This window comes from Promicromonospora aerolata (assembly GCF_042682255.1).
Taxonomy (GTDB): Bacteria; Actinomycetota; Actinomycetes; order Actinomycetales; family Cellulomonadaceae; genus Promicromonospora; species Promicromonospora aerolata.
The window spans coordinates 4484434-4503454 of record NZ_JBHUHF010000001.1 but is presented as its reverse complement, the minus strand read 5'-3'; the positions used below and the strand labels follow the sequence as shown (position 1 = coordinate 4503454).

The window sequence follows — 19021 nt, the reverse complement described above, 5'->3', positions numbered from 1 at the left end:
AGGCGTGGAACGGCCGAACTCCGGCCCAGGAAACCCGCGTAGCATCGTCAGGATGGCCTCCTCGCTCCCCGCAGCGCCGGCGGCGGCCACGCGGCACTTCGCCGACGACCTCCGGCAGCGCTCGGACACCGCGCTCGCCGCGCTCCTGCGCGCCCGTCCTGACCTCGCCTCGCCCTCTCCCTCGACACTCCGGTCGCTCGCGGCCCGCGCCTCCAGCCGCACGTCGCTCGAGCGGGCACTCGCGCGCGCGGACGCCCTGACACTGCAGGTCCTGGAGGCGGTGCTCGCCCTGGAACCCGTCTTCCGTCCGCTGCCGGAGCCACGCGACGTACCGGACCGCGGCGGGGACACCTCGCGGGCCGGCGGCAGGGGCGAGCCACCGCTGACCGGCCCGCTCGGCGTCGACGTGGTCACGTGGGCGCTGGGCGGTGCGGCGGAGGACCGGCCCCGCGTCGCCGACGCCGTCCGCCGCGCGGTCGAGGAGGCCCTGCTCTGGGACGCCGCCGGCGAGTACGGCGACACGCTCGACCTGCGCACGGTGCCCGGCCTCGACGAGCTGCTCGGCCCGAACCCGGCAGGTCTCGGGCCGCACCTCGACCCCGTGCCGGACGGTCTGCCCGAGGCCGTCGGCCACGCCCTCGGCGCGGCCCCCGGCCGGACCGAGACGGCCGTGGCACTCGACGCGCTCCTCGCCCAGGCGCCTCCCGGTGCGCGGGCCATCCTGGACGCACTGGCCTGGGGGCCGCCGGTCGGCGTCGTGCCGCCCGCCGGCTCCCGGCCGCGGGACGCCGTGAACTGGCTGGTCACCGAACATCTCCTGGTCCGGTCGGACGCTCGACACGTGGTGCTGCCGCGCCTGGTCGGGCTGGCGCTCCGCGACGGGCACACGCACCGCGAGCCACGCACCCTGCCGCCCCGGGCGGAGGGCCGCACCGTGCACACCGCCACGGCCGACGCCGAGGCGGCCAGCGCGGCGCTCGAGCTCGTCCGGCGCGTCCGGCTGCTGCGGCAGTCCTGGGACGAGAGCCCGCCGACGGTCCTGCGGGCGGGCGGCCTGGGCGTGCGTGACCTGCGCAGGGCCGCGACGCTGCTGGAGACGGACGAGCAGGCGGCTGCGTTCGTGGTCGAGGTCGCCGCGCTCGCCGGCCTGGTGCGGGACGACGGCGACGCGCCGCCGTCGTACGTGCCGACCGTGACCGACTGGGACGACCTGGACGACGCCGCACGCTGGGCGCGGCTCGCCGAGGCCTGGCTGGCCTCGCGCCGCGCACCGTGGCTGGTGGGCTCGCGCGACGACAAGGGAACCCTCCGGGCCCCGCTGTCCCCCGACCTGCAGCGCCCGTGGGTGCCCCGGCTGCGCGACGGCGTGCTCGGGGTGCTGACGGCAGAGCCGTCCGACGACACCGTCCTCGCCCCCACGACGGAGGCGGTGGTCGAGGTGCTGACCTGGCACACGCCGCGCTCCATCCCGCCGGCGAGCGCCGTCGAGGGCCTCCTCGCCGAGGCGGAGTGGCTGGGCGTGACGGGCGCGGGAGCGCTGTCGACGCCGGGCCGTGCGCTCGTGCTCGGCCGGCCCGACGTCGCCGACGCGCTGCGGGCGATCCTGCCGCACGAGGTGGACGAGATCCTGCTGCAGGGCGACCTGACGGGGATCGTCCCGGGGCGACCCTCGCGTGACCTCGCACGGCTGCTGGACCGGTCGACGGACATCGAGTCCCGCGGCGCGGCGACGACCGTGCGGTTCAGCCCGGCCACCGTGACCCGGGCCCTCGACCAGGGCGAGACGGCCGACGGCATGCTCGACGAGCTGGCCCACCGGTCGCCCGTACCGGTCCCGCAGCCGCTGGAGTACCTGATCCGCGACACCGCTCGACGGCACGGCGCGGTACGGGTGGGTGCGGCGTCGTCGTACCTGCGGGCCGCCGACGCCACGGTGCTCGCCGGCCTGGAGCACGACCCGACGCTCGTGGGGCTGAACCTGGTGCGGCTCGCACCCACCGTGCTGGCGGCATCCGTGCCCGCGGCGACCCTGCACGAGGCGCTGCGCAAGCGTGGCCTGGTCTCGGCCCTCGAGGGGCCCGACGGACGCGTGCTCGTCGCCCGCCGCGGCGTGACGGGACGGGCCATGCCGGCCCCCCGCTCGGCGGCGGCCATCCGGATGGGCACCACGGCCGACGTCGCGGGGCGCGTGCCCGACCCGGAGACACTGGTGGCCGAGCTGCGCGCGGTCGAGGACGCGGCGCGGTCCGGGGCGCGCGCACGGGCCGACGCGGCGGAGGTGGCCCGGTCGGTGACGGCGTCCGGCGGAGGTGGCCCGCTGCGCGGCTACCGCGTGGTCGCCAGCGTGCCCCGGCCCGAGCCAGTGAGAGAAGTGCCACGCCATGGCGCCCTGGAACCGCTGTCTGCCGCGGATACACCCGGTCTGGACCGCGCCGTGACGCCCGCCGCCGACCCGCACGGCGACGACCCGGGAACACAGCACCCCGCTGACGGGTTGGCATTGCTGCGCGACGCGCTCCGCGACGGCTCCACGGTGATCGTCGAGGTGGCCGGACACACCGGCCGGCTGGAGCGCCGCGAGCTGAAGCCCCTGAACCTCGACGGCGGGCGGCTCCGTGCTCTCGACCCGGACCGAGAGGCCGAGCTGACCATCGCCGTCCACCGCATCGCGTCGGTCCTGCCGACGACGTCCGCGCCGTAAGGCGCAGCAGAGCAAGACCAGAGCAAGACTGAGGGAGTCCCGTATGCCCGACGGCCCGTTGATCGTCCAGAGCGACAAGACGCTCCTGCTGGAGGTCGACCACCCGCGCGCCGAAGAGGCGCGCCGCTCGATCGCGCCGTTCGCGGAGCTCGAGCGTGCGCCCGAGCACGTGCACACCTACCGCCTCACGGCGCTGGGCCTCTGGAACGCGCGCGCCGCGGGCCACGACGCGGAGCAGGTGGTCAGCACACTCATCGAGTTCAGCCGCTATCCCGTGCCGCACGCCCTGCTGGTCGACGTCGCCGAGACGATGGCCCGCTACGGGCGCCTCCAGCTGGTGCAGGACCCGGCGCACGGCCTCGTGCTGCGTTCCACCGACCGGGCGGTCCTCGCGGAGGTGCTCAAGTCACGGCGTACCGCCGGGCTGGTGGGCGAGCGTCTGGACGAGGCGACCGTGGCGGTGCACCCCTCCGAGCGCGGCCACCTCAAGCAGGTCCTCGTCAAGCTCGGCTGGCCGGCCGAGGACCTGGCGGGCTACGTCGACGGCGAGAAGCACCCGATCGAGCTGAGCCCCACCACCAAGCCGCGCACCCCGCACGAGCAGGCCGCCGCCTGGGAGATGCGTCCGTACCAGGCCCAGGCCGTGGACGGGTTCTGGCACGGCGGCTCCGGTGTCGTGGTGCTCCCCTGCGGCGCGGGCAAGACCATCGTCGGCGCCGGCGCGATGGCGAAGTCGGGCACGACGACGCTCATCCTGGTGACCAACACCGTCAGCGCGCGCCAGTGGCGCGACGAGCTGGTGCGGCGCACCAGCCTCACCGAGGACGAGATCGGCGAGTACTCCGGTACCCGCAAGGAGATCAAGCCCGTCACCATCGCCACCTACCAGGTGCTCACCACCAAGCGGAAGGGCGTCTACACGCACCTCGAGCTGCTGGACGCGCGGGACTGGGGCCTGGTCCTGTACGACGAGGTGCACCTGCTGCCCGCCCCGGTCTTCCGCATGACCGCGGACCTCCAGGCGCGCCGCCGGCTGGGCCTCACGGCCACGCTGGTGCGCGAGGACGGCCGGGAGGACGAGGTGTTCAGCCTGATCGGGCCCAAGCGGTTCGACGCGCCGTGGAAGGACATCGAGGCGCAGGGCTACATCGCGCCCGCCGACTGCGTGGAGGTGCGGCTCACGCTCCCGGAGAGCGAGCGCATGACGTACGCGACGGCCGAGATGGAGGACAAGTACCGGCTGGCGGCGTCGGCTTCGGGCAAGAAGAAGGTGGTGGAGCAGATCGTGGCGCGCCACCCGGACGACCAGGTGCTCGTGATCGGCCAGTACATCGACCAGCTCGAGGAGCTGGCCGAGCACCTCGGCGCGCCCATCATCACGGGGGCGACCACCAACAAGGAGCGGCAGCGGCTCTTCGGCGCGTTCCGCGAGGGGGAGATCTCCCGCCTCGTGGTGAGCAAGGTCGCCAACTACTCGGTGGACCTGCCGGAGGCCTCGGTGGCGATCCAGGTCTCGGGCTCCTTCGGTTCTCGTCAAGAGGAGGCACAGCGCCTCGGACGCATCATGCGACCCAAGGCCGACGGCAGGACCGCGCACTTCTACGCCGTCGTCGCGCGGGACACCGTGGACCAGGACTTCGCCGCCCACCGGCAGCGGTTCCTGGCCGAGCAGGGGTACGCCTACCGCATCGTGGACGCCGAGGACCTGGACGAGTCCCCGGCCGACTCGTCGGCCCTCTGACCGGCGGTCGAACCGCTGCGTGAAAATGGGCTTCACGCTGGGCGTTTACCTGAGGATTCGTTGCATATGCGCAACAGCACCCTCTCCGATTGCGAGGTCTTGAACCCGGGGCGACGATCAGGGACGTGATCGAGTCCCCAGCAAGACACGAGCATCCGTACCAGCCCAGCACCCGGTCCTCCGGGGGGTGGGCAGTCGTAGCCTTCGCAGGCCTCGTCGGTATCGTGCTGGCGGCCACCTCCCAGGCCGCCAACGCGACGGTCACCGCTCCGGCGGAGCCACTGCCGTCGGTGTCGCCGCGGCTGTCCGCCGCGACCCAGGCAGAGCTGATGTCCGACGTGCTGCCGGCCTCGCCACCGATCACGCTCACCGCCCCGGTGACGGACGGCGCCGGCGCGCTCGACGACAGCGCCCGCCAGGACGTGCAGGCCGCCTTCGACCGGCTCACCGACGAGTCGGACCTGCGCATGTTCGTCGTCTACATCGAGAGCTTCGACGGCACGGAACCGGACGACTGGGCCAACGCGAGCGCCAACCAGTCCGGGCTCGGCACGGAGGACCTGCTGCTCGCCATCGCCACCGTCGACCGCGAGTTCGGCCTGTCCGCGGACAGCAACGTCCCGCTCACCGCGGCGGAGCTCGAGGCGATCAGCGAGACCGTGACGGCGGCGGTCGAGGACGAGCAGTGGGCGGCCGCCGCGACCGAGGCCGCCGAGACGGTCCGACGGTCCACCGCGGCCTCGACCAGCCCGCTCCTCGTCGCGGGCATCGCCGTCGGCGGCGTCCTGGTCCTCGCCGCCCTCGGGTTCGTCCTGTGGCGCTTCGTCGCGCCGCGACTCCTGCCGCGCCTGGCCCGCCTCCGTGCCGGCACCCCCGCGTCCGGTGGCCCGACGTCGGACGAGCTCGACGGCCTGTCCCTCGGCGAGCTCGACGAGCGCGCCGCCGCCGCACTGGTGGGGATCGACGACGCGCTCAAGACATGCACGCAGGAGCTCGGTTTCGCCCGCGCGGAGCTGGGCGCCGATGCGACGAAGGACTTCGAGCTGATCCTGGCGCGCGCCACCGGCGACGTCCGGCAGGCGTTCGCGATCCGGCAGGAGCTGGACGCCGACGACGCAGGCGCCGGCCCCGACGACCCGGCACGGCGCACGCGCCTGTCCCGCGTCATCGCGCTGTGCGAGAGTGCCGCGGACACGCTCGACGCGCGCACCCGCGCGTTCGACGACCTGCGCCGCCTGCAGCAGCGCGCCCCCGAGCTGCTGTCCGACGTCGAGGCTCGTGAGCCGGAGGTCGCCCGACGGGTGGCCACCACGCGTGCCACGCTGGAGCAGCTCGCGCGGCGCTACCCCGAGAGCACGCTGGCGATGGTCGCCGGCAACCCGGAGCAGGCCGAGCTGCTGCTCGCCAACGCCCAGGAGGCGGTGGGCGCCGGTCGGTCCGCCCTGGAGACCGGCCAGAAGGCCGTCGCCGTCGCGCACGCCCGCGGGGCCCAGAACGCCCTCGGGCAGGCGGTCGTGCTCCTCGATGCCGTCGATGCCATCGCGGCCCACCTCGAAGAGGCGGCCGGCCGGCTCGACAAGTCGATAGCGTCGCTGACCCAGGATGTGACCGCCGCCCGTGCCGTCGAGGGCGACTTCCGGATCACGCTCGCCCGGACCGCCGCCCAGGCCTCGCTCAAGCACGTCGAGGTGACCCGTGAAGGTGGTGACCCGCTCGCCGGCCTGCAGCGCATCGCCGCCGCGGAGGCGTCGCTCGACGCCGCCCTTGCGGGCACCCGGGACGCCACCGAGGTGGCGGCACGGGCCTCGGCGCTGCTGCGGGACACCCTCCGCCGGGTGGACGAGCAGCTCCGGCAGACCGCCGACTTCGTCGCCACGCGCCGCGGCGCCGTCGGCTCGACGGCGCGGACCCGGCTCGCGGAGGCAACCCGGCTCGCCGACACCGCCCGCACGCCGCACCCCGCCGACCCGGCCGCGGCTCTCGGCATGGCCCAGCGTTCGAGCGCGCTCGTGCAGGAGGCCGCCCGGCTCGCACGCGAGGACGCGGACGCCGTCGTGGAGACGGATCCGGAGGCGGTCGTCGAGGAGAACGGGCCCGTCACCGGCGGCATGCTGCTCGGCGGCATCCTGCTGGACCCGAGCCTGGTGCGCTCCCGCCGGCGCGCCAGCACGGCGCGGATCGGCGGCGGGTTCGGTGGCGGCGGGTTCGGCGGCGGCCGACCCGACGCGCTCAAGAAGCTCGGCACGGTCCGCACCTGGTGGCCGACGGCCACGAGGTAGCCGGTCAGCCATGGGCCGACAGCAGACTTTGCCAACACCTCCGCTCACGACTGCAGATTTGGTCGCGGATTGAGTGCTCCTGGCCGCAATCAAGTCTGCAGTCGGCCTTCGCGGCCGCAACCAACTCTGTACTCGGCCGCTAGTGCGCCAGGACTGCGGTGCCCTCCGACACGGTGCGGTTGCCCTCGGGCTGGGTGTGGCGCGCGTTGTGCCCCTGCGACGCTTCCTCGAGCACGGCGATCTGGTCGGCCGAGAGCTTGACGGGCGTGGAGTACACGACCCAGTGGACGCCCTCGGTGCACGGCGGTGTCGTGAGGCTGCCCAGGTAGGACACGTAGGTCGGATCCGTCGGCAGCATCGCGGCGACGTAGAACGGAAGGTCCGTGGTGCCGGGCCTTGCCGCGCCCTCGACGAACGGCTGCCAGACCTTGTTCTCGCGCGTGCCCTCCTCGGCGAACACGCCGACCACCAACGTCTGCCCGCCCGGCGTGGCGTAGACGAAGTGGAGCTCGGCGTCCATCGCCTCGCCGTCGACCGTGTGCTCCGACGGTGCGTGGAAGTGCAGCTGGGCGAGGTCGAACTCGGTGCCGTCCCGCTCGACCCTGGACGCGCCGCGCTCGGGCACGAGCTGGATCGTGTGGCCCGTGTCCACCGACTGCGCGACGGTCGGCGTCGACGTGATCTTCAGGTACTCCGTCGGCTCCTGATCGGCGTGGGCCGGCAGGTCGATGGGCGACTGGGCGTGCCCGGCCGAACAGGTCTCGAAGTCGGCGGAGAGGTCGCCCCACTCATCCTGGCCCTCCTCGCCGTCGTACGACCAGTGCACCTCACCCGCCTCACCCGTCTCGGCGGCCTCGGTGGCTTCGGCGGTCGACGAGGCCTGGGCTGCTTCACCGTCGGCGAGGCTGCCCGACCCGCAGGACACGAGCAGTGGGGCGACGAGCAGGACGACGGGCAGGACAGAGCTCTTCACCCGTAGATTGTGACCCACCCCGGCTACAGGTAGCGCAGCGGGTCGAACTCCTCGATCGGGATGATGCGCACGCGCGGCAGCATGGTGGTGAAGGCGTCGGCGTCGGCCTCCAGGTCGTACATGACCAGGCCATGCTGCTCCAGCTCGGTGAACCGGGCGTTGACGAACTCCCGGAAGCCCAGCAGGCCCACGCGGCGGTCGTCGTCGTCGAGCAGCGCCTCGATCTGGGGCAGGAAGTCGCCGTCATGGCTCGCGAGCAGCACGTCGCCGGGGCGGTCCAGCAGCGCGTCGAGGGTGCGCTGGATACCGACGTCGACGACCTTCTCCGACCCCTGGGCGGCCAGCGGGATCGGCTTGTAGCCCATGGCGAGCAGCGCCTGCACGAACGGCATCGGCATCTGGCCGGACGTCGCGTTGAGGAAGAACAGCGGCACCACGTTCTGCGACCAGACCTTCTCCGCGAACGCGGAGATGCGGTCCCAGCGGGGCCGCTCCTCCGGTGCCGGACGGCGGTTCAGCACGTTCATGCCGAGCGTGGCGTCGATGTTCTCACCGTCGACGATGAGATACGTGCGCCGGGGCGTCTGCCCTGAAACCTGCGGGAACGGTGCTGACATGCGTCACAGCCTAGCGGCGGGGCAGGTGGCGGGCCGGACGGATCGTGGGGCTGAAGTCTGGGCGATTTCCCGGGCGAATCTCAGGCACCCTTCAGGAACCGGTCGCACACTGGAAACATGGCTACTCCTGAGGCGCGTCTCGTCGTCGTCGACGACGAACCGAACATTCGTGAGCTCTTGTCCACCTCCCTGCGTTTCGCGGGCTTCGAGGTACATGCGGCCGCGGACGGCAACGGCGCCCTCCAGCTCGTCCGCGACGTCGAGCCCGATCTCGTGGTGCTCGACGTGATGCTCCCCGACATGGACGGCTTCACCGTGACGCGCCGCATGCGCGCGACCGGCCGGCACACCCCCGTCGTCTTCCTCACGGCGAAGGACGACACACAGGACAAGGTGCAGGGCCTGACCGTCGGCGGCGACGACTACGTGACCAAGCCGTTCAGCCTCGAGGAGGTGGTGGCCCGGATCCGCGCGGTGCTGCGCCGCACGGGGGTGCCCACCCCCGAGGAGGAGGCGGTGCTGCACGTCGGCGACCTGGAGATGGACGAGGACTCGCACGAGGTGCGCCGCGCCGGCATCGAGGTGGACCTTTCCCCCACGGAGTTCAAGCTGCTGCGCTACCTCATGCTCAACTCCGGACGGGTCCTGTCCAAGGCGCAGATCCTGGACCACGTGTGGCAGTACGACTGGGGCGGGGACGCGAACATCGTCGAGTCCTACATCTCCTACCTGCGGCGCAAGATCGACACCCTGGAGGTCGACGGAGAGCTTCTGCCCCCACTGATCCACACCAAGCGTGGCGTGGGGTACCTGCTCCGCGCCCCGCAGCCTGCCCGTGCTTGAGCGGATCAAGGAGCGCCTGTCCGGCATCCCGCTGCGTGCCCGCCTCGTCGCGATCATCTCGCTGCTGCTCGCGGCGGGGCTCGGCATCGCGGGTTTCGCGACGACCACGTTCGTGTCGAACAACCTCGTGGAGCAGGTCGACAACGAGCTGCGCAACACCGCCCTCGACCCCAGCGACGTGCTCCAGGGAACCTCGCAAGGACTACCCAGCGACTACTACGTCCAGGCCGTCGGCGTGGAGGGGACCGTCAGGTCGGCGGGCACCTGGGCGATCGCGCGGTTCGGCAAGCCGAACCTGCCGGACCTCACGTACGAGCAGGCAGCGGACAGCGGCAGGAAGCCGTTCACGGTCCCCTCGGCGACCGATACCGCGGGGAGCGAGAGCTGGCGCGTCATCGCCCTCGTCGGCACGCTCCAGCCGTCCGGCGAGCGGGCGGTCATCTACGTCGCGCTGCCGCTGGTCGGAGTGGACCGCACGGTCTCGTTCCTGACCAACACGCTCATCCTGTCCGGGCTGGGCATCGTGCTGCTGGGTGGGCTCACGGCATGGGTGCTCGTCGAGCGGTCGCTCCGGTCGCTGCGGTCCGTCGAGCACACGGCCGCGCAGATCGCGCAGGGTGACCTGACCCAGCGGGTGCCCGAGGCGCCGCCCAGCACCGAGATGGGCTCCCTCGCCGTATCGCTGAACGCGATGCTGGCCCAGATCGAGCGCGCGTTCGCGGCGCAGGAGGCGTCCGAGGCACGGATGCGGCAGTTCGTCTCGGACGCGTCGCACGAGCTGCGCACGCCCGTCGCGACCATCCGGGGCTACGGCGAGCTGTACCGGATGGGCGCGCTCGACTCGACCGACAAGGTCGACGACACGATGGCCCGCATCGAGGACGCCGCTCGCCGCATGGGCACGCTCGTCAACGACCTGCTGGTGCTCGCCCGGCTCGACGAGGGCCGGCCCATCGCCCGGGAGAACGTCGATCTCGCCGCCCTCGCCAAGGACTCCGCCCAGGACCTGCATGCGCTGGACCCCACCCGCGACGTCGCCGTGGTGCCGCTCGCGGCAGGTGCCGACGGCCCGCAGGGGCAGGCTCCCGACACGCTCGTCGTGGAGGGCGACCGCGACCGCCTGCGTCAGGTCGTCACCAACCTCATCGGCAACGTCGCGCGGCACACCCCCGCCGGCACACCGGTCGAGATCGCACTCGGCACACGGCCGGACGGCGTCGCGGTGCTGGAGGTGCGCGACCACGGACCCGGCCTCACCAAGGAGCAGGGCCATCGGATCTTCGAGCGGTTCTACCGCGCGGACTCGTCACGTACCCGCGAGTCCGGCGGTTCCGGGCTCGGGATGGCGATCGTCGCGGCGATCGTCGGCGCGCACGGCGGGCACGTCGAGGTGTCGACCACCGCGGGTGGTGGCCTCACGGTCCAGATCACGCTGCCGCGCTGACCACCACCCACACGTGGGGTGACCACCATCCAAGACAGTGGTAGCCGCCATTGACGTATTCGGTAATAGGCTGACGGTGCAGTGACCGACCTCAACCGATAGGCAGAATTCACATGGGCGTGCTGACGTCTGACGCGCCGCAGTGGTTCCTCAAGTCTTTCGTCCGCAGCGCGGTGGGCGCGGGAGCCACGGCGGACACCGAGGCGATCGAAGATGTCGGTCAGAAGCTGCTCGACCGATGGTCCGACGAGCACCGCCACTTCCACAACCTGCGTCACCTGGCCGCGGTGCTGCACCGGGTGGACCAGCTGGCCGAGGAGACCCACGAACCCGACCTGGTGCGGCTCGCCGCCTGGTACCACGGGGCCGTGTTCAGCTCCGAGAAGAAGGTGGCGGAGGCGTCGCACGGTGGCGAGCAGTCCACCGCCTCCGCGGTCCTGGCCCATGACGAGCTCACCGACCTCGGGGTGCCGCCGCGTGCGGCCGACCGCGTGGCAGCGCTGGTCAACGCCATCGTGCGGCATGCGCCGGATCCGGCGGACTTCGACGCGGCGGTACTGAACGACGCCGACCTGGCGATGCTCGCCGCCGAGCCCCAGCGCTACAAGGAGTACAAGTCGGCGGTGCGCGCCGAGTACGCGCACATCCCGACGGACCTGTACCTCAAGGCGCGGATCCGGGTCATCGAGCGGCTGCTCGCCCGCAAGTCGCTGTTCCTGAGCCCGATGGGTGCCGCCTGGGAGGAGCCCGCGCGGCAGAACCTCGACATGGAGCTGCACCGCCTGCGCAAGGAGCAGCGGAAGCTCGACTCGGCCTGAGACAGACCCTCCCGACCACCCCGCAACGGTTCGAGCACGACCACACCCCGGGCTCGCACGCGCCCGTGCACAGCGCGCCCCGGGTACGCCGCGCCGTCGGGCGGCGTGTCCCTACCGTCGGTGGACGACGCCGGACGGGCCGGCGCAGGGAGGTGAGGGCCATGCGGTTCGAGGTCGACAGCGACCAGGTGGAGCAGGCGGGCGCCGCGGTGGCGGGCTCGGTGGCGACGGTGCGCACGGAGGTGGGCGCGCTCATGCGCAACCTCGACGCGCTGCAGGCGACCTGGCACGGGCCGGCCGCCGCAGCGTTCGGTGGCACGGTCGCGCAGTGGCGGGGCGCGCAGGCACAGGTGGAGGGCGCGCTCGACGCGATCCAGGCCGCCCTGACGGCTGCGGCGCGCACCTATGCGGAGGCGGAGGCGGCGACGACCCGCATGTTCTCGTGAGACGGCCGACGCCGGCCGGTCGCCCTCCGTGCGGAGGGCGACCGACCGGCGTCGGACGGGTGCCCGGGCCAGGGCCCGAACGGGTCAGGCAGGACTCAGAAGTCCATGCCGCCCATGCCACCGGTCGGGTCGCCGCCACCCTGCGAGCCCGCGGGCTCCGGCTTGTCGGCGACGACGGCCTCGGTGGTGAGGAACAGCGCGGCGATCGACGAGGCGTTCTGCAGCGCGGAACGCGTCACCTTCACCGGGTCGTTCACGCCCGCGGCGAGCAGGTCCTCGTACACGCCGGTCGCGGCGTTGAGGCCCTGACCGGAGGGGAGGTTGCGCACCTTCTCCGCCACGACGCCGCCCTCGAGGCCGGCGTTCAGGGCGATCTGCTTGAGCGGGGCGTCGATGGCGGCACGCACGATGCTCGCACCGATCGCCTCGTCGCCCTCGAGCTCGAGCTTGGCGAACGCGATGGCACCGGCCTGGATGAGGGCCACGCCACCACCGGCGACGATGCCCTCCTCGACGGCAGCCTTCGCGTTGCGAACGGCGTCCTCGATGCGGTGCTTGCGCTCCTTGAGCTCCACCTCGGTGGCCGCACCGGCCTTGATGACGGCGACGCCGCCGGCCAGCTTGGCGAGGCGCTCCTGCAGCTTCTCGCGGTCGTAGTCCGAGTCGGACTTGTCGATCTCGCTGCGGATCTGGTTCACGCGACCGGCGATGAGGTCGGCGTCGCCGGCACCCTCGACGATCGTGGTCTCGTCCTTGGTGACGACGACCTTGCGCGCCTGGCCGAGCTCCTCGAGCGTCGCGTTCTCCAGCTTGAGGCCCACCGTCTCGGTGATGACCTGGCCGCCGGTGAGGATCGCGATGTCCTGCAGCATGGCCTTGCGGCGGTCGCCGAAGCCCGGTGCCTTGACGGCGACGGACTTGAACGTGCCACGGATCTTGTTCAGCACCAGGGTCGCCAGGGCCTCGCCCTCGACGTCCTCGGCGATGATGAGGAGCGACTTGCCCGACTTCATGACCTGGTCGAGCAGCGGCAGCATGTCCTTGACGTTCGAGATCTTCGACTCGACGATCAGGACGTACGGGTCCTCGAGCACGGCTTCCTGGCGCTCGGGGTCCGTCTCGAAGTAGCGGGCGAGGAAGCCCTTGTCGAAGCGCATACCCTCGGTGAGCTCGAGCTCGAGGCCGAACGTGTTCGACTCCTCGACGGTGATGACGCCTTCCTTGCCCACCTTGTCGAGGGCCTCGGCGATGAGCTCGCCGATCGCCGGGTCACCGGCCGAGATGGCGGCCGTGGCAGCGATCTCTTCCTTGGTCTCGATCTCCTTGGCAGCGTTCAGCAGCTGCTCGGTGACCGCCTCGGTGGCCTTCTCGATGCCACGCTTGATGGCGATCGGGTTGGCACCGGCGGCAACGACGCGCAGGCCCTCCTTGACGAGCGCCTGGGCGAGCACGGTGGCGGTGGTGGTGCCGTCACCCGCGACGTCGTCCGTCTTCTTGGCGACCTCCTTGACGAGCTCCGCGCCGATCCGCTCGTACGGGTCGTCGAGCTCGATCTCCTTGGCGATGGAGACACCGTCGTTCGTGATCGTGGGGGCACCCCACTTCTTGTCCAGAACGACGTTGCGGCCCTTAGGGCCGAGCGTGACCTTCACCGTGTCGGCGAGCTGGTTGAGCCCGCGCTCCATGCTCCGACGAGCTTCCTCGTCGAAAGCGATGATCTTGGCCATGGGGATGAATCCTCCGCTGGTGGCTTGTCCAGGCCGGCCGGTGCCCGCGACGGACGGCCTACCGCCGGCGGCGATCATGTCTCGCCGCGACAGGAGGCCTCACCATTCGACCCTGCTGTCACTCTCGAACGGAGAGTGCTAAGACATTATTGGCACTCGGACCAGGAGAGTGCAAGGCGCGTACCCTGCCGGCGAACTGCCGGCGAGACCGGCCGCGGGCCTATCCCGCCGCCAGGCCGGGCGCGTGGCGCACGTCGAACTCCCGCAGGAGCGCGCGGCGGGCGGCGTGCCAGCCACCCATCCCGTGCACTCCCGGACCGGGCGGGGTCGACGCCGAGCAGAGGTATACGCCCTCAGCGATCTGGTACGGGTCGGGCGCGAGCGTCGGGCGCGCGACCATCTGCCACATGGTCGCTGCCCCGGCGGAGATGTCGCCTCCCGGGTAGTTCTGGTTGTGCCGCTCCAATCCCGCGGCAGGGATGCACCGCGAGCCGACGACGACGTCGCGGAAGCCGGGCGCGAACCGCTCGATCTGCCGGGTGACCGGCTCGGTGACGTCCTCGGTGGAGCCGGCGGGAACGTGCGCGTACGCCCACAGGGGCCGCGTCGAACCACGCAGCCGGCTCACGTCGGCCACGCCCGGGTCGCTGACCAGCACGACCGGACGGTCGGCATGCAGCCCGTGCGCCACGGTGTCCTCGGCGATCACCATCTCGGCGCGGGTCCCGCCCACGTGCACGGTCGAGGCGCGCCCGACGTCGGGCACCCGCCAGGGGACCGGGCCGTCCAGGACGAAGTCGACCTTGGCGGCCGCGTTCCCGTACCGGAACCTGCCCAGGGCCGCGCGCCGCGACGGCCGGATCCGGTCCCCCGCGATCCGGAGCAGGGTGCTGGGCGTCGTGTCGAAGAGGACGGCACGGGCGGGCGGGAGGTCCGACCAGCTCTCGACCCGGCGGCCGGTGCGAACCTCACCTCCGTGGGCCTCCAGATCACGGACCATCGCGTTCGTGATGGCCTGGGAGCCGCCGAGAGGTATCGCCCAGCCGCCGTCGGCGTGCGCGAGTGCGGCGAGGAGCAGTGCGGTACCCGCGCCCGCGAGCGACGGGAGCGGCGTGATGTTGTGCGCCGCGACGCCGGTGAGCAGCGCCTTCGCCTCGTCGGTGAGGAACCGCCGGTCCCAGCGCGGGCCGCCCTGCTCCAGGAGGGCTGCCCCGAACCGCAGGCCCGGCCGGACCATCGAGCCGAGGTTCGACGCCGTGAGCGCGTGCTCGCCGGGGCCGCCCAGCCCGTCCAGCATGCCGCGCGGGGTCCGCTTGTCGCCCATGGCGAGCGCCGTGACCTGCCGCCAGTCGCTGGCGAGCGGACCCAGCAGGTCGCACCAGGCGTCGCCGTCCACCCCCAGACCGTCAGCGGTCCGCGCCAGGTCGCGATAGGCGAGGCCGGCCCGGTCGCCGTCGAGCGGCTGGGCGTAGGCGATGTCGGGCGCGATCAGCTCGACGCCGTGCGCGGGGAGGTCGAAGGCCCGGAAGAACGGCGACGCCCAGGCCATGGGGTGCACCGCGGAGCAGAGGTCGAACAGCATGCCGTCCGCGAGCTCGGGGATCGCGACGGTACGTGCGCCGCCACCGACCGTGGGCTCGGCCTCGAGGACCTGGACCCCGAGGCCCGCGCGGGCGAGCGTCACCGCGGCCGCCAGGCCGTTGGGTCCTGAACCCACCACCACCGCGTCGAGCAGGGTCACTCCCCCATCGAATCACGGCCGGGCGGCAAGCGGCCGACGACGGGCGCCGGGGACGACGAGCCGGCCTCACAACCAGAACGAGCAGCCGCGGTACGGGGCGGCTGCTCGTGGGGGTCGGGCATCGTCGTCCGACACTGTGCGGGGGAGGTCGTCGTCGACCGTTCGGGGGGCGGACGCCAGGGTCTGGGTCCCGGCATCCTTGGGGGGCGGGCGACGGGCGGGCCCTTCCCGCCCGTCGTCCCATCGATGTCAGGCTGGACGAACCTGCTCCGCCTGCGGACCCTTCTGTCCCTGCCCCACCTCGTATTCGACCGGCTGACCCTCATCGAGGGTCCGGTAGCCGTCGGTCTGGATCGCACTGTAGTGAACAAAAAGGTCCTGGCCGCCGGCGTCGGGGGTGATGAAGCCATACCCCTTCTCGGCGTTGAACCACTTGACGGTGCCCTGGGCCATGCGTAGTTCTCCTTGTACCTCTGCACGGGACACTCGGTCGACCCGTGGTGGTTCGAGCCTAGTGGTCCGGCTCACACCAGGGAAGCCTCTATGTCCGGTATGAGGCATTCAGCGGAAGGCGAACGCGCAGGTCAGAGGCTTGCACAAGGGTCGGCGCAGGCGAATATCAGCATGGTGGTACGGAACTGGTGGACATTCCGCCCCCGTGCTGCCTCCCGCGGGCGCCGCCCGAACGTTGACCGAAAGCCGACGACCACACTGCCATCGGCTCTCGGTCACGCACGCTCCAGCAGTCCTGCCGCGGTCGTACCCTTCGGGCCTGTCAGCCCGTCGGCTCCGTGTACATGAAGACCCAGACGGCTTCCGACGAGTTGGTCACAGCGTCGTTCATGACGACGTTGGATTCCGGGATGCCAAGGATCGCCGCAGTCGCCTTGCCCTCCGTCTCCCGCCCTTCGCCGTACCAGACGGTATTTGCGGCCGCCGTGTCGACAGCCGAGAGGTCGGGCGCGCTCTCCGGGTCCGCCTCCTGGCTGAAGGTGGCACCCCCGAGTCCGCTCGAGACCAGACCCTCGCTGGTCGACGATGCAAGCCCGGGGACCGTCCCGCGGTTGAACACCATGTACGCCGCAGCAGGGTCGACGGAAGCGACAAGCTCCTCGACGCTCTGCTCGGGCGTCTCGGTCGACGGCGAGGCGCTCGGCGACGAGCTGGGCGACGCGGGGGCCGAAGCGGACGTCGACGCCGACGCCGATGCGGAGGGCGACGCGCCACCCGACGCCTCTGCCGGGTCGTCACCCCCGGACAGCAGCGTGATGCCGCCCCACGCCACGGCGGCGCAGACTACGGCAACCAACAGGAACGGCCAGGCCGAGCTCCATCCGCTACGCGGCGCACGGTGCACACCCACGGGTGCGCCCCCGGGGACAGCGACGTCGAACTCGTCGGGCGGGTAGGGGTAGCCACTCTTCGTCACGGCAGAGAGAGTAGCGGGTCGTTGTGACGGATCGGTGCCCGCTCAGTGGTTCTCGTCCGTCAAGCGGCGTGCGGAACGCGCCCGCTGACGGGTCGAACGGAGCCTGCGCAGGCGTTTGACCAGCATCGGGTCGTGCTCGAGAGCCGCCGGGGTGTCGATCAGCGCGTTCAAAACCTGGTAATAACGCGTCGCCGTCAGATCGAACAGTTCCCGTGCGGCTTCCTCCTTTGCGCCGGCGTACTTCCACCAGCGGCGTTCGAACGCGAGAATCTCTCGTTCACGGTCGGAGAGCTTGCGCTCGGACTTCTCGACCCGCTCGGCGCGGTCGTCGACGGGGGCGCCCCCATCGGCGGCCAGCACCTCGCCCACCAACCCGCCGTGCGCCCCGAGCATGTGGCTGTTCTTCACCCTTCCCCTTTCACAGTGTCAACACGCCGACCCCCCTCGCGACGCCGGGTACCACGCCGGAGCCGCCCCTACGGGAGACGCCAGTCGACGGGCTGCGCGCCCTGCTGCTCGAGCAGAGTGTTGGCCCGGGAGAAGGGCTTCGAGCCGAAGAAGCCGTTGCGCGCCGACAGCGGCGACGGGTGCGCACTCTCGACGACCGGGATGTCCCCCAGCCACGGCTTCAGGTTGCGTGCCTTCGCGCCCCACAGGATCGCCACGAGCGGACCGCCGCGCGCCACCAGCGCACGGATCGCCGCCTCCGTGACCTCTTCCCAGCCCTTGCCGGCGTGCGAGTCCGACGAGCCGGGACGGCAGGTGAGCGTCCGGTTGAGCAGCATGACACCTTGGTCGGCCCACGGCCGCAGATCGCCGTTCGACGGGAGCGGGAGACCGAGGTCGTCCTGCAGCTCCTTGTAGATGTTGACCAGCGAGCGCGGGACGGGCCGCACGTCCGGCTGGACGGAGAAGGAGAGCCCCATGGCGTGGCCCGGCGTCGGATAGGGGTCCTGACCCACGATGAGCACGCGTACGTCCGCGAGCGGCCGCTTGAACGCCGCGAGCACGTTCTCACCCGCGGGAACGTAGGTACGCCCCTGGGCCACCTCGGCACGCAGGAAGTCCCCCATCGCGTGAATGCGCGGCTCGACGTCCGCCAGCGCTTCGGCCCAGTCCGGTGCGACCACCTCTGACAAGGGAGGCGGGCCCGCTGCGGCGTCGGTGTCGACTGGGGGTGTCTGGTTCACGGTGGTCTCCACGTGCAGGAGGTTACCGGCACCCTCCGACACTGCCAGGGTGTGCTGCCCGTCACACGCGCGAGCCAGCGACCTGGCCCCCGCAGCCGGGAGAATGAGGGCCGTGACCACGACAACCCCAGACCCGGAAGGCCACACCCCCGACGTCGCCGCGACCGCACCCGTCCGCTGGGAGCGGTACATCGCCATGGGCGACTCCTTCACGGAGGGCCTGTGGGACCCGTACCCCGACGCCCCGGACGTCCAGCGAGGCTGGGCGGACAACCTCGCCGCCGTGCTCTCGGCACGCCGCATCGCGGCGGGCGAGACGCCCCTCGAGTACGCGAACCTCGCGATCCGCGGCCGCAAGCTGCGCCCGGTCATCGCCGAACAGCTCGATGTCACCATCGACGCCCGGCCGGACCTCGTGTCGCTGGTCGCGGGCGGCAACGACATCCTGCGCGCCTCGGCCGACGTCGAGGCGATCTCGGCCGCGCTGGAGGACGCCGTCGTGGTGCTCCGCGCGTCCGGCGCGGACGTCCTGCTGGGCACCGGCTTCAAGGCCGGCGCCGCCCTGAGCTGGACCAACGGCCGTACGGCCATCTTCAACGCGAACCTCTGGTCCATCGCCCGCCGCACCGGTGCCCACGTCCTCGACCTGTGGGGCATGCGTTCGCTGGGCGACCTGCGCCTCTGGTCCGACGACCGGATCCACCTGACGCCCGAGGGGCACCAGCGGGTCGCGAACGCCGCCCTGGTCGCGCTCGGCCTGGAGCCGGACGACGACGCCTACGACAACCCGCTCGACGCCGCCCCGCCCGCGGCCTTCCGCGACGCGGCGCGCGCCAACGCGGTCTGGATGCGCCAGCACGTGGGCCCGTGGGTCAAGCGCCGTCTGACGGGCACCTCGAGCGGGGACGGCCGCTCCGCGAAGTGGCCGACGCCGCAGACGTGGCCGCGGGCGTGACCGCTCGACCCGTCCTAGACTTTCCAGGGTGAGCCAGGGGCTCCGGCGTCCGCGCCGGCTGGCCTCCGAGCCCGTCGGAGGCCAGCCGACTCAGCGGGTAACTTAACCTTCTAGAAA

16 protein-coding genes are annotated in these 19021 nt (G+C 72.1%); 8 read left to right on the top strand and 8 right to left on the bottom strand.

All coding sequences use genetic code 11. The features are described from left to right. Positions 1 to 52 precede the first annotated feature (52 nt). From ACFSL2_RS20145 to ACFSL2_RS20135, 3 genes are all read left to right on the top strand, one after another. Complete coding sequence (locus ACFSL2_RS20145; RefSeq protein ID WP_377199540.1) at positions 53 to 2701, top strand: helicase-associated domain-containing protein; 2649 nt, start codon at positions 53 to 55, stop codon at positions 2699 to 2701. A 43-nt stretch (positions 2702 to 2744) separates the two neighbouring features. Continuing rightward, on the top strand, positions 2745 to 4442 hold the full coding sequence (locus tag ACFSL2_RS20140; RefSeq protein ID WP_377199539.1) for a DNA repair helicase XPB: 1698 nt from the start codon (positions 2745 to 2747) through the stop codon (positions 4440 to 4442). A 125-nt stretch (positions 4443 to 4567) separates the two neighbouring features. Then, entirely contained in the window at positions 4568 to 6721 is a 2154-nt protein-coding gene (locus ACFSL2_RS20135) for a TPM domain-containing protein (protein WP_377199538.1), read from the top strand. Positions 6722 to 6860: 139 nt separating this feature from the next. Here ACFSL2_RS20135 and ACFSL2_RS20130 read toward each other — a convergent pair whose 3' ends face one another. Continuing rightward, positions 6861 to 7694, bottom strand: a complete 834-nt coding sequence (locus ACFSL2_RS20130; RefSeq protein WP_377199537.1) for a carbonic anhydrase — start codon at positions 7692 to 7694, stop codon at positions 6861 to 6863. A gap of 23 nt (positions 7695 to 7717) precedes the next feature. Continuing rightward, on the bottom strand, positions 7718 to 8311 hold the full coding sequence (locus tag ACFSL2_RS20125) for an NYN domain-containing protein (RefSeq protein WP_377199536.1): 594 nt from the start codon (positions 8309 to 8311) through the stop codon (positions 7718 to 7720). A 117-nt stretch (positions 8312 to 8428) separates the two neighbouring features. Between ACFSL2_RS20125 and ACFSL2_RS20120 the strand changes: the two genes are divergently transcribed. From ACFSL2_RS20120 to ACFSL2_RS20105, 4 genes are all read left to right on the top strand, one after another. After that, positions 8429 to 9154 (top strand): response regulator transcription factor, encoded by a 726-nt coding sequence (locus tag ACFSL2_RS20120; RefSeq protein ID WP_377199535.1) that lies wholly within the window; start codon positions 8429 to 8431, stop codon positions 9152 to 9154. Next, complete coding sequence (locus ACFSL2_RS20115) at positions 9108 to 10598, top strand: sensor histidine kinase (protein ID WP_377199534.1); 1491 nt, start codon at positions 9108 to 9110, stop codon at positions 10596 to 10598. The genes ACFSL2_RS20120 and ACFSL2_RS20115 overlap by 47 nt, the downstream gene beginning before the upstream one ends. Before the next feature lie 113 nt (positions 10599 to 10711). Continuing rightward, on the top strand, positions 10712 to 11416 hold the full coding sequence (locus ACFSL2_RS20110) for an HD domain-containing protein (RefSeq protein WP_377199533.1): 705 nt from the start codon (positions 10712 to 10714) through the stop codon (positions 11414 to 11416). A 161-nt stretch (positions 11417 to 11577) separates the two neighbouring features. Further along, positions 11578 to 11862: a WXG100 family type VII secretion target gene (locus ACFSL2_RS20105; protein WP_377199532.1), complete on the top strand. Its 285-nt coding sequence runs from the start codon at positions 11578 to 11580 to the stop codon at positions 11860 to 11862. Positions 11863 to 11957: 95 nt separating this feature from the next. On the opposite strand, the gene groL is transcribed toward ACFSL2_RS20105, so the two are convergent. The 6 genes from groL to ACFSL2_RS20075 form a co-directional block, all read right to left on the bottom strand. Continuing rightward, positions 11958 to 13589 carry a chaperonin GroEL gene (gene groL, locus ACFSL2_RS20100; RefSeq protein ID WP_377199531.1) on the bottom strand — a complete coding sequence of 544 codons (1632 nt, stop codon included), beginning with the start codon at positions 13587 to 13589 and terminating at the stop codon, positions 11958 to 11960. 220 nt (positions 13590 to 13809) lie between these two features. Then, positions 13810 to 15330 (bottom strand): phytoene desaturase family protein, encoded by a 1521-nt coding sequence (locus ACFSL2_RS20095; protein ID WP_377199530.1) that lies wholly within the window; start codon positions 15328 to 15330, stop codon positions 13810 to 13812. Positions 15331 to 15579: 249 nt separating this feature from the next. After that, on the bottom strand, positions 15580 to 15783 hold the full coding sequence (locus tag ACFSL2_RS20090; RefSeq protein ID WP_274995013.1) for a cold-shock protein: 204 nt from the start codon (positions 15781 to 15783) through the stop codon (positions 15580 to 15582). A 322-nt stretch (positions 15784 to 16105) separates the two neighbouring features. Beyond that, positions 16106 to 16759, bottom strand: a complete 654-nt coding sequence (locus ACFSL2_RS20085; protein WP_377199529.1) for a hypothetical protein — start codon at positions 16757 to 16759, stop codon at positions 16106 to 16108. A 42-nt stretch (positions 16760 to 16801) separates the two neighbouring features. Beyond that, entirely contained in the window at positions 16802 to 17167 is a 366-nt protein-coding gene (locus ACFSL2_RS20080) for a DUF3263 domain-containing protein (protein ID WP_377199528.1), read from the bottom strand. 68 nt (positions 17168 to 17235) lie between these two features. Further along, entirely contained in the window at positions 17236 to 17898 is a 663-nt protein-coding gene (locus ACFSL2_RS20075; RefSeq protein ID WP_377200862.1) for a uracil-DNA glycosylase, read from the bottom strand. Positions 17899 to 18052: 154 nt separating this feature from the next. Here ACFSL2_RS20075 and ACFSL2_RS20070 point away from each other — a divergent pair, with 154 nt between their 5' ends. After that, positions 18053 to 18904 carry an SGNH/GDSL hydrolase family protein gene (locus ACFSL2_RS20070; RefSeq protein ID WP_377199527.1) on the top strand — a complete coding sequence of 284 codons (852 nt, stop codon included), beginning with the start codon at positions 18053 to 18055 and terminating at the stop codon, positions 18902 to 18904. The last annotated feature ends 117 nt before the right edge of the window (positions 18905 to 19021 follow it).